The organism is Mucilaginibacter sp. SJ (genome assembly GCF_028993635.1).
GTDB lineage: Bacteria > Bacteroidota > Bacteroidia > Sphingobacteriales > Sphingobacteriaceae > Mucilaginibacter.
In genome coordinates, this window is sequence record NZ_CP118631.1 from 1808503 (window position 1) to 1820552 (window position 12050).

General features: G+C 42.5%; 6 protein-coding genes. 4 read left to right on the forward strand and 2 right to left on the reverse strand.

Going from position 1 to position 12050, the window contains the following annotated elements; genetic code table 11:
- Positions 1 to 368 precede the first annotated feature (368 nt).
- The 3 genes from MusilaSJ_RS07115 to MusilaSJ_RS07125 all read left to right on the forward strand — a co-directional run bounded on the left by MusilaSJ_RS07115 (position 369) and on the right by MusilaSJ_RS07125 (position 6086).
- Entirely contained in the window at positions 369 to 3383 is a 3015-nt protein-coding gene (locus tag MusilaSJ_RS07115; protein WP_274989329.1) for a SusC/RagA family TonB-linked outer membrane protein, read from the forward strand.
- Between the two features lie 29 nt (positions 3384 to 3412).
- Entirely contained in the window at positions 3413 to 4996 is a 1584-nt protein-coding gene (locus MusilaSJ_RS07120; RefSeq protein WP_274989330.1) for a RagB/SusD family nutrient uptake outer membrane protein, read from the forward strand.
- A 61-nt stretch (positions 4997 to 5057) separates the two neighbouring features.
- Entirely contained in the window at positions 5058 to 6086 is a 1029-nt protein-coding gene (locus tag MusilaSJ_RS07125) for a SusE domain-containing protein (RefSeq protein WP_274989331.1), read from the forward strand.
- Positions 6087 to 6432: 346 nt separating this feature from the next.
- Here MusilaSJ_RS07125 and MusilaSJ_RS07130 read toward each other — a convergent pair whose 3' ends face one another.
- Positions 6433 to 7719, reverse strand: a complete 1287-nt coding sequence (locus MusilaSJ_RS07130; RefSeq protein WP_274989332.1) for a citrate synthase — start codon at positions 7717 to 7719, stop codon at positions 6433 to 6435.
- 132 nt (positions 7720 to 7851) lie between these two features.
- Here MusilaSJ_RS07130 and MusilaSJ_RS07135 point away from each other — a divergent pair, with 132 nt between their 5' ends.
- Positions 7852 to 11133 (forward strand): PAS domain-containing hybrid sensor histidine kinase/response regulator, encoded by a 3282-nt coding sequence (locus tag MusilaSJ_RS07135; RefSeq protein ID WP_274989333.1) that lies wholly within the window; start codon positions 7852 to 7854, stop codon positions 11131 to 11133.
- 386 nt (positions 11134 to 11519) lie between these two features.
- Here the strand turns inward: MusilaSJ_RS07135 and MusilaSJ_RS07140 are convergent, their stop codons facing one another.
- Complete coding sequence (locus MusilaSJ_RS07140) at positions 11520 to 12047, reverse strand: DUF3347 domain-containing protein (protein ID WP_274989334.1); 528 nt, start codon at positions 12045 to 12047, stop codon at positions 11520 to 11522.
- Between the last annotated feature and the right edge of the window lie 3 nt (positions 12048 to 12050).

The window sequence follows — 12050 nt, forward strand, 5'->3', positions numbered from 1 at the left end:
GAAAATTATTTTTTTCATCATCATAAAAAGCTAAAAACCGGGAACGTTTCCGGGAACGTTCCCGGAAATTGGTTGCATTAAAGTAAAATTACATATTGTGTAAACCTGACACTTACTTATTTCACAAATATGTGTTTAAATGCAAATTTCGCATAAAAACAATATTTTTTCTCGGTTATTTTAATAATTTTCAACATTTCGTTAAAGTTAAAAAAGACTTAATTAAACGCTTTAAAATTATCTTTTATATAAAATTTGCAATTGATATTTGTAAATGTAAATTAGTCGCATGCTGTTTCGGCCACAATAATAAACCAATTATAGACGGCAAAATAAGCCTTTTTTTATTCATAAAAATCAATAAGTAAATGAGAAAAAATTACTCAAAAAAGTATGTTCTTCTTTGTGCTTTCCTGATGATGTCATTCATGGCATTTTCACAAACCGGGAGTATTAAAGGAAAGGTATCTGACGAAACCAACCAGCCCCTCCCCGGTGCTACGGTTACCGTCGATGGTACCACTATTGGTTCAACTACCGACCCTAATGGTAACTACGCCATTAACAATGTTAAAGCCGGCACTTACACCCTAAGCGTAAAATTTATCGGTTATATTACCATCAAAAAAACAGTAACCGTTAACGGCGCAACGGTCGAAAACTTCAGCCTCGCTCCAGAAAGCAAAAGCCTGAACGAGGTAGTGGTTATAGGTTACGGTACCCAGCGCAAAAAAGATCTTTCAGGCGCAATCACCAACGTAACCGCCAAAGATTTTCAAAAAGGCGTCATCACTACCCCCGAGCAGTTAATTGCCGGCAAGGTTGCAGGTGTATCCGTAATATCAAACAGCGGCGCGCCTGGTGCAGGTAGTACTATCCGGATCCGTGGCGGTGCTTCATTAAGCGCAAGTAACGATCCGCTTATTGTTATTGATGGTGTGCCTATCAGCAACAGCAGTATCTCCGGTGCAGCCAACCCTTTAAGCCTCATCAACCCCAACGATATCGAATCGTTTTCGGTATTAAAAGATGCTTCTGCATCAGCTATTTATGGTAACAGGGCATCAAACGGTGTTATTTTGATCACCACCAAAAAAGGTAAAAGCGGCAAACCGGTTATTGATTTCAGCTCGCAGGTTTCGGCAAGCAAAATCCCTAAAGAAGCATCGGTGCTGACCGGCGACCAGGTACGCGACTATGTTAACACTAACGGTACCGCTGCTCAAAAAGCACTTTTAGGTACTGCAAGCACCGACTGGCAAAAGCAGATCTACCAAACAGGTATCACTACTGATAATAATATCAGCGTATCAGGCGCGGCAAAACACCTGCCCTACCGCGTATCGGCAGGTTATCTTGATCAGGATGGTGTTTTAAAAACCAGCTCAATGCAGCGTATAACAGGCGCCATCAATTTAAGCCCAAGTTTTTTTACCGATCACCTGAAAGTTAACTTAAACGCTAAAGGCGCACAGGTTAAACAAAGGTTTGCCAATGAAGGTGCTATAGGTTCGGCAGTAAGCTTTGACCCTACCAAACCGGTTTATTCAGGCAACAGCCGTTTTGGCGGTTACTGGGAATGGCTTAATGATCCTACAAAACCAGGGGGCGGCTTAAAAGACCTTGCCACTTTAAACCCCCTCGGTTTACTGGAGCAGCAGGACAACCGCAGTACTGTTTACCGCAGCATCGGTAACCTGCAATTAGATTATAAATTCCACTTTTTACCGGAGTTACATGCCAATGTTAACTTAGGTTATGATGTTTCAAAAGGCACAGGGCACGTTATCATTCCGGATAGCGCTGCTTCAAACTACAAGGGATTTCTTGACGCAAAAAGTGTTACGCACCGTGGCTTAAATAACCAATACAAACAAACCCAAAAAAATACCATATTTGAAGGCTACTTAAGCTACGCCAAAGATCTGAAAAGCATAGCCAGCCATATTGATGCGGTAGCAGGTTATTCATACCAGGATTTCTCAATCACCAACTACAACTTTGGCAATTTTGCCCATGATGGTACCGAGCAACCAGGCACTAATCCAATCTATGCGTTTGATAAACCCGAAAACAGGCTGATATCAGTTTACGGTCGTTTAAATTATGTATTTGAAGATAAATACATTTTAACCGGTACTGTACGCCGCGACGGTTCTTCAAAATTCAATCCAAATCAAAGGTTCGGTACGTTCCCTTCAGTTGCATTTGCATGGAAACTGAAAGAAGAATCGATGTTCAAAGGCATAACAGCTTTATCTGATTTGAAACTGCGCGCAGGTTACGGTGTTACCGGTCAGCAGGATGGTATTGGTAACTATGATGTTGTATCATTTTATAACCTGAGTACAAATACAGCTCAGTACCAGCTTGGCGATACTTTCTACAACCTGTACCGTCCGGGTGGTTACTATGCACTGCGCACCTGGGAACAAACGGCAGCAACCAACGTAGCAATTGATTTTGGTTTCCTTGATAACCGTATCACCGGCACTTTGGATTACTACCACCGTAAAACCTCAAAATTATTGAACAGGATACCTCAGCCGGCAGGTACCAACTTCTCAAATTATATTGTGGCCAACATCGGCGACTTAACCAGCAATGGTATCGAGTTAAACCTGAGTGCAGATGTAATCAGAACCAGCGATGTTACCTGGAATGTTAACCTTAACGCTACTTACAATACCAACAAGATCACCAAATTGACACTGGCCCCAGATCCAAGCTATCCTGGCGCTCCAACCGGTAACATTTCTGGCGGTACAGGTAACACCATCCAGATCAACTCTGTCGGTTACCCGCGCAACTCCTTCTATGTTTATCAGCAGGTTTACGGCAGCGATGGCAAACCGCTTGATGGTGTGTATGTTGACAGGAACAAAGACGGTATAGTTAATGAAAATGACCTGTACCGTTACAAAAGCTCCGATCCTAAAGGCTATTTTGGTTTAAGCTCAAACCTTAGCTACAAAAAATGGTCGGCTGGTTTTGTTGCAAGGGCAAGCGTTGGCAACTATGTTTATAATAATGTTTTCTCAGGCTCGGGCACCCAGCTTAGCATATTTAATGGCATAGGTATCTTAAACAATGCCTCAACCAACCTGCTTGAAACCGGTATGACCGGCTCTTTTGATAAAAGCAGGCTATCGGACTATTACATACAAAACGCTTCATTTATCCGTATGGATAACGTTAACGTAGGTTATAATTTTGGTAAAGTATTTCACAACACCGGTAACCTCAGGTTAAGCGCTAACGTGCAAAACGTTTTTGTTATCACCAAATATAAAGGCCTTGATCCGGAAGTTAACAGCGGTATCGATAATAACTTTTATCCCCGCCCCCGCACCTATGTGTTAGGTCTTAATTTATCGCTATAACACTTTATTCACAGTAAAGAGAAATAAACATGAAAAGAAATTCAATAAAATATATAACTGTAGCAGCTTTAATTGCCGGCGGCCTTACATCGTGCACTAAAAAGCTTGATCTGCTGCCAACAAATGATGTTACCTCGGCACAGGTTTACAGCACCCCCGAAGGATATAAGCAAGCTTTTGCTAAAGTTTACGCTGCATATGCGTTAACAGGCAACTCAGGCCCGGCGGGTAATGGTGACGTACAAGGTATTGACGAAGGCACCTCAGACTTTTTCCGCCTGTACTGGTGTGCCGAAGAGCTACCAACTGATGAAGCCGTTGTAGGCTGGGGCGACGTAGGCTTGCCGGATTTTCACAGCATGACCTGGTCATCAAGCAATACTTTCTTAACCGGCTTATATTACAGGTGTATGTACCAGATTACCCTGGCGAATGATTTTATTCGCCAGTCGTCTGATGCTAACCTGAGCAGCAGGGGTATTAAAGGTGCAGATGCCGATAAAGTTCACCAGTATGTAGCCGAAGTCCGCTTTTTAAGGGCTTACCAGTATTCAATTTTGATGGACTTGTTTGCTGCCCCTCCATTTGTTACAGAAAACGATCCGTTGGGCGGACCACTACCAAAGCAGATAAGCCGTAAAGATCTGTTTACCTATATTGAAGGCGAGCTTAAAGCAATTGATGGAGGCCTTGCTGATGCACGCACTAACGAATACGGTCGCGCGGATAAAGCCGCTGCCTGGGCTTTGCTGGCAAGGATTTATCTTAATGCCGAAGTTTATACCGGTACTGCTAATTATGCAGCCGCGATAACCTATTCAAAAAAGGTGATTGATGCCGGTTATTCATTGGTTAGTGACTATACCAAACTAATGCGCGCTGATAACAACCTCAATAAAAATGAGTTTATTTTAACCATTAACTACGATGGCTTGCATACACAAGGCTATGGTGGTGCCACATTTATGACGCATGCACCGGTTGGTGGCTCAATGCCGGCGGCTGATTATGGTATCGCCGGCGGGTGGGCCGGTTTACGGACAACCAAAGCTTTTGTAAACCTGTTTCCCGGAGGCGCTTCAAGTGCCGATAAACGCGCCCAGTTTTACACCGATGGCCAAAACATTGAGATCAACACCATCAGCACCTTTACCGATGGCTACGCTATCAGCAAATTCAAAGATGTTAAGATAAATGGCGGTGCCCCGCAAAGTTTGGATTATGCAGATATGGACCTTCCTATTTTCCGTTTAGCCGAACAATATTTGATTTATGCCGAAGCTACTACACGCGGCGGCGGCGGCGATGCCGCACTTGCTTTAAGCTATGTTAACAAATTAAGGGCCCGTGCCTACCAAAGTGCTACCACCGGCCAGTTAACCGCTTTAACAACCGACCTGTTGCTTGATGAAAGAGGACGTGAGCTGTACTGGGAAGGTTTCCGCCGTACGGACCTTATCCGTTACAAAAAATTTGTTGAGGCTACTTACTTATGGCCGTTTAAAGGCGGTTCAAAAGATGGCAAAGGCGTTGAAAGTTTCCGTACGGTATATCCGTTACCATCGGCAGATGTTACAGCCAACCCTAATCTGAAACAAAATACAGGCTATTAATAATACACCGGGAGATGCCCTCAAAGTATCTCCCGCAAAACCATAAAACCTAAAAAAGGATATGAAAAAAATATTTACCACGCTCCTGGCATTCGGTGGCATTGCACTGCTGATGCTGGCGTCATGTAAAAAAGATGAAGTAAAGGTTGTAGCAAACGTGGGCAAAGTAGGCACTTTAACTTCAACAACAACCGCCCCCGCACTCTCTAAACCCAATGCCAATAATGATGCTATTACTTTTAACTGGGTTGCAACCCCTGTTACAGGTTATAAAGCTCCCATTACGTATACCATACAGTTAGATGTAAAAGGCAATAATTTCAAAAACGCAAGGGAAGTAAGTACCGATAAGCTTACCCAAACACTAAAGGTAGGTGCACTTAACGATATGCTAACCGCACTGAAGCTATCTTATGAAAACCCATCGCAAGTTGATGTGCGCATTAAATCATCGGCTGCTCCAAACCTGGCTGCTACTTACTCAAATATCATTACGTTAACCGTATTGCCATATCAGGGCACGGGTTATATTTATGTTCCTGGCGCGTACCAGGGATGGGACCCCAAAACTGCTGACAGTCTTACCTCGCCTAATAACGATGGCGTATATGACGGCTATATCGGTTTCCCTGCAGGTAAGCTTGAATTTAAACTTACTCCTAAAAAGGTCTGGGACGTTGCATACGGAGATGCAGGCAGCGGAAAAATAAGTACTACCGGCGGTAATCTTTCAGTACCTGCCGCAGGATACTATGCATTGCACGCTGTTATCGACCAAAACGATAAAACAAAAGGCACATTTACCGCTACCCCTGTATTTTGGAGCATTATTGGCGATGCTACTCCGGGCGGCTGGAGCACTGATACTGATATGCTTTATGATGCTACCACCAAAACATGGAGCGTTACAGCCGCTTTAATTGGGGGCAAGGATATAAAATTCAGGTTTAATCACAGCTGGGATTTAAACTTAGGCGGAACACCAGGTGCACTTACACCAGGCGGAGCTAATTATACAATATCAGCCGGCGGCACTTACAAAATAGTGTTAAACGCTAATGCCAACACTTTTACTATTACTAAGCTTTAAGCTTAAACATTGCAGTTGATTGATTTATTTATATGGCCCCGCACGGTGAAAACCTGCGGGGCTTCTTTATCTGAACCTTGATTTGTCTGATTTTAGGATTATAGGATATTTGAAAAAGACGGTGATTTCCACGTTTTAAAGATAACCTGATAAAACACGAATATTAACATGGCTCTTCTTTTGATAAGATCAATCCCCGAAAGCATATGATATCAAGGAAATCCTCAAATCCTAAAAATCAAGGTTCAGACAAAAAAAGCGATGAGGTCATCCCCTATCGCTTCCTTATTTAAGTATTTTTTTTTCTTCTATGAACTATGATCCATCAACTATGAACCATATAAACTTACCGGTTTGCTATATCAACGTATTCTTTAGATGTAGCACCTACATAAATCTGGCGCGGACGACCGATAGGTTCTTTGTTTTCTTTCATTTCTTTCCATTGAGCAATCCATCCCGGTAAACGGCCAAGAGCAAACAACACGGTGAACATATCAGTTGGGAAGCCTAAAGCGCGGTAAATGATACCTGAGTAAAAATCAACGTTAGGATAAAGTTTACGCTCAACAAAGTAAGGATCTTTCAGGGCAACCTCTTCCAGTTTTTTGGCTATTTCCAATACCTCGTCATTAACTCCCAGCTTTTCTAAAATATCGTCGCAGGCTTTTTTAATGATCCTTGCACGGGGATCAAAGTTTTTATAAACGCGGTGACCAAAACCCATTAAACGGAAAGGATCATTCTTGTCTTTAGCTTTAGCAATCCATTTATCAGTATCGCCACCATCTTCTTTGATCTTCTCCAGCATTTCAATTACAGCCTGGTTGGCGCCGCCGTGTAACGGCCCCCAAAGCGCTGAAATACCTGCAGATACCGAAGCATAAATATTAGAATCGGACGAACCTACTATACGAACGGTAGAAGCAGAACAGTTTTGCTCATGATCGGCATGTAAAATCAATAGCTTGTTCATAGCGTCGATAACCACGGGATCAATCTCCACCTCCTCTGTACGCTGACCAAAGGTCATGTGCAGGAAGTTGGTAACGTAATCGTATTTATTTTGAGGATAGATAACCGGGTGCCCTAATGATTTTTTATAGATCCATGAAACCACGGTAGCCATCTTAGCAAGCATTTTTATAATGCTCTGGTTAAGCTCTTCGGTGGTTTGGGATGGCTTTAATGATTCGGGATAAAAAGCCGATAATGCAGATACCAATGACGACAGCTGTCCCATCGGGTGCGATTTTGACGGAAAGCCATCAAAAAACTTTTTCATATCCTCATGCACCAAAGTATGACGGCTTAGCTCGTACTGGAATGATTTTAGCTTTTCGGCAGATGGCAGCTCGCCATAGATCAGCAAATAGGCAACTTCAATAAATGATGATTTCTCGGCCAATTGCTCAATTGGATAACCACGATATTTAAGTATTCCCTGCTCGCCATCTAAAAAAGTAATGGCGCTTTTGGTAGCGCCTGTATTTTTGTACCCGATATCAAGTGTTACATAACCGGTTTGATCGCGAAGCTTAGAAATATCGATTGCCTTTTCACCTTCAGTGCCCTCAATTACCGGGAGCTCAAATGTTTTATCACCAATTTTTAGTTGTGCTGTTTCCGCCATAGAAATTTGTATCTGCAACAAATGTAAATAAATCTGCGTATTAATAACCGCTAATATAATTTACTGTTTGTAAAAATTTTCGGCCAAATTTATTATTTTACAACCTGTATTTGTGTTTATAGACGTTAATAATTGATTAAAAAATTACTGCAAACCATGTCGTTAAAAGGTAACTCATTGGTAATGATCCAAAACGAAGCTACCGTTTACCGCCTTTTACTCATAGGCTTATTTATTGCAAGTCCCTCGTTACATTATCTTTGCTTCAACAATTCTTACGATCCTTTTTGGCTAAGGGCTATAAACTGTTTTTTTTGTGCTATCACGCTATTTTTTTCTTTCATTAACAATAAGCTTTTTTATAAAGCGGGGATCTTTGCTACCGTTTTGTCTTTCCTGGTCATAAACAACTGCATTTTACTTGGCAAAAACGGGTTTGAACATGTGTACCTGTTTAGCGCAATAACCATTTTTATTGCCTTAACCCTTTTTTGCAAAAAAAGCAGGGAATTCATAATTATCTGCGAAGCTAACCTTGCGGCTATTATAACCGCCTATTTTACCGCGCCCAGGCTTGCCATTTCACCCGCGGTGCTGATAGTACTTATTTTGGTTTTCACTGTAATAGCCTATGTTTCATTTTTAGTGGTAATGGCTTATCAATACCAGCTAAAAAATGCTGTTGATAATGTGATGAAGCTTAATCAAAGCCTTATGACTAATGATGCCAAGCTGCGTGAAAGCCGCAATCATCTCAACGCGCTTATCAACTCGCTAAATGACATCATTTTTGAATTTGATGAAAGCAAAACCTGTATTAACGTATGGTTTAATGAAATGACCGAGCGTATAGTTGATCCGCGGATAGCGATTGGCAAAACACTCGACAAGGTAGTAGGCCCGCAAAAAGCCGAAAAGTATGACAGGGCCTTAAACTACGTGATAGAAAACCGCAAACCCATATCAATAGAGTTTTTATCTGATTATGACAGCGGGCATTCCTTTACAGCTAACTTTACTCCCGTATTTGATAAAACAACAGGTTATACCGGCCGGATTTCGGCTTCGGTAGTGGATATAACCGAACAAAAGAAATATGAACGGGCCCTTAAAGAAAACGAAGACCTGTTACTGGAAGCTCAAAACATTGCTAAAATAGGCAACTGGTGGTATGACCATGAGAGTAAGGAAACGTTTTGGTCGGCCAACCTCAATAACCTGCTCGAAATTGAAGATATTCCAGCCGGCATGAACCGCTTTCAATATTACATGAGCCTGGTACATCCCGACGACAGGGAGAACGTTTTTGAATACCTTGCGTCCATCCGTACAACAACACAAAACCAACTCGAGCATAAATTTATCACACCGGCTGGCAACTTAAAATATATCAGGATCCAACGAGGCGAAAAGAAATTACTGTCAGACACAGCTACGCGCACATTTGGTATTATCCAGGATATTACCGACGCCCGCCTTGCCGATAAAGCGGTTAAACTAAGCCAGCTTGAACTGATGGAAGCCCAGGCCATTGCTAAAATAGGCAACTGGAAATATGATGTAGCGTCGCGTCGCCTTTCCTGGTCGGAAGAGTTGAACAGCATTTATGAGCTTGATCAAGGTACGTCATCGTGCCAGCGCTGTTTTATAAAGTTGCTGCTTAAGTATGTACATCCTAACGACAGGTTTATTGTCAGGAGCTTACTGCGTAACAGGTTAAGCAACATGGATTCATCCTATGAATACCGCATTATAACTCCGGGGGGCATCATCAAGCACCTGGCCATTATAGCCGGCAAACGCCTGTATAATGAAGATGGCAGTGTACGTAAAATTATAGGCACCCTGCAGGATATTACAAAACGCAAACAGGCCGAGCTTGATTTCAGAAGCGTCGAAAGCAAATACCGGCGGGTGTTAGAAACCGTTAACATGGTAGCCATAACAGTTAATGGCAGCGGTATTGTTACCTTTTGCAATAAATACCTGGCAAACCTGGTAGGATATACCCAGACCGAGATCATCGGCATGAATTGGATGGACAATTTTATTCCCGATGACCTGAAAGATTTTTTAAGGAGCTGGTTTATAAATGACAGTTTTTTGCCGCATTACATAAACCCCATTATTTGCCGTAACGGCGAGCAACGGATCATAAGCTGGCAAAACACAGTATTTTATGATGAGAACGGCGTTTTTAAAGAGACTACAGCACTTGGCGAAGATATAACAGACCAGGAGAAAGCGCGGCAAGACCTGATCTGGGCTAAGGAAATGGCCGAAAAGTCGTCTAAGTTCAAGTCGGAATTTTTATCCATCATGAGCCATGAGATCCGTACGCCGATGAACGCGGTTATTGGCACAACCAACCTGCTGCTTGACGAAAACCCAAGGCCCGAACAGATGGAATACCTCAATACGCTCAAGTTTTCGGGCGAAAATCTGCTGGCCATCATCAATGACATTTTAGATTATAATAAGATTGAGGCCGGCAAACTGGAACTAAATAACTCAAGGTTCAACATTCACCAGCTAATTCATAAAATAAAGCAATCTTTTGAGCCAAAGGCCGCCGAAAAAGAACTAACGCTTCAATTGATAACAGATGATACTATTCCCGGAGATTTAATGGGCGATGCCATGCGGCTGAGCCAGGTACTTAATAACCTGATCAGCAATGCCATTAAATTTACACATACAGGTAAGGTTATTATCCGGTTGGATAAGGATGTGATAACCCCAAACACCGTTAATATTAAATTTGCGGTTACCGATACAGGCATAGGCATTTCGCCCGGAAGCTTCAACATTGTTTTTGATCCTTTTATGCAGGACCAACAGGTGATTGACAATAACTATGGAGGCACCGGCTTAGGCCTCGCTATCACCAAACGGCTGGTTGAGCTGCATAAAGGTTCAATTGCTGTATCAAGCGAACTGGGTAAGGGTACCACATTTAGTTTTGCTATAAATTTCACTCTCGCCCCCGAAGCCGCCGCCCTGAAACAGGTTATTGTTACGGCTAATACTCCAGACAACAACTTACAGGGCATGAATATTTTACTTGTTGACGACAACAAAATGAACCTGATGATAGCCGGTAAATTTTTGAGGCGCTGGAATGCCCAGGTTCAAGAAGCATCAAATGGGCAAATAGCTGTCGACCTGGTTAACCAAAATTCCTATGACCTTATTATTATGGACCTGCAGATGCCCGTTATGAACGGCTTTGAAGCAACGGCCATCATTAAACAAACACAGCCCGATTTGCCTATCATAGCCCTCACGGCCGACGCCATGCCCGAAACCTACCAACAAGCGCTGGAAGCGGGTATGTGTGATTATCTGACTAAACCTTTTGTCCCGGAAGTACTGTACAGCAAATTAGCAAAACATATCAAACAATCAGCGTGAGTTTGATTTGGGATTTCGGATTTTCGACTTCGGATTTATTATTTTTGGATTTTGAACATCGAAATCACCTGCTGTTTGAAAAGTCTCTGCCCCGCTATTCGAAGTCTCTGACTTCGAATTAGCTATGCCTGGAGTTTGTAACTCCAGCCCTACACACTAACGAGATCATGTCACAATAGCCTATGTGTGTGGTTGCAAACTACATACATAAATCGTCCGCACACGAAGTCTACGGGCAGCGAAGCGATCAGTATGCAAATCGCTTGAAATATCATAAAATCCTTCAATCATGAAAAACATGGTTCACAACAAAAAAGCGACAGGTATCCCCATCGCTTTTAAAATATCATGAAATCCCTGAATCATGAAAATCAGGGTTCAGTTTTTTAGTTAATCTGCTCTTTCACCGTTCCGCACTCTTTCATATGCTCAGGGAAATACGGATTTACAATAGGTTTGGTAGATGAAAGCCAGTAGCCCCCTTTTCCCCCATCGGCCATCGGGCAAAAATCAACATAAATTGGCGCCGACTTAAATTTCGCACCTTTTACCAAAGCGATGACATCTTTACTTAATACCAAAAACGCCTCCCGCTGGGCTTTAATATCTGCTGCGTTGCTTATCTGGTGTGCTACAGCAGCTGTTTCGCTGCAACCTTTTATACCCGAAAGCTTACCTTCCAAAGCTGTGGCGGCTGTTTTTATGCCAGCGGGGTCCGATTTAATGAACTCGTCTTTTAAAGCGATATAAGCCTTAAAAACATCACTGGTGTTACCTGTATCCGCAACCTGGGCTTCGGCAGGTTTAATAGCAGTTGTATCTGTTTTAGCAGTATCCTGTTGTTTGGCAGGCTGATTACATGCAGCGGCAACAGCTAAAGCCGCTAAAAAACAAAATCCTTTAATTATTTTCATATT

Coding starts and splice junctions, on each gene's coding strand:
- MusilaSJ_RS07115 (WP_274989329.1), top strand. CDS start 369: ATGAGAAAAAATTACTCAAAAAAGTATGTTCTTCTTTGTGCTTTCCTG.
- MusilaSJ_RS07130 (WP_274989332.1), bottom strand. CDS start 7,719: ATGGCGGAAACAGCACAACTAAAAATTGGTGATAAAACATTTGAGCTC.
- MusilaSJ_RS07125 (WP_274989331.1), top strand. CDS start 5,058: ATGAAAAAAATATTTACCACGCTCCTGGCATTCGGTGGCATTGCACTG.
- MusilaSJ_RS07120 (WP_274989330.1), top strand. CDS start 3,413: ATGAAAAGAAATTCAATAAAATATATAACTGTAGCAGCTTTAATTGCC.
- MusilaSJ_RS07140 (WP_274989334.1), bottom strand. CDS start 12,047: ATGAAAATAATTAAAGGATTTTGTTTTTTAGCGGCTTTAGCTGTTGCC.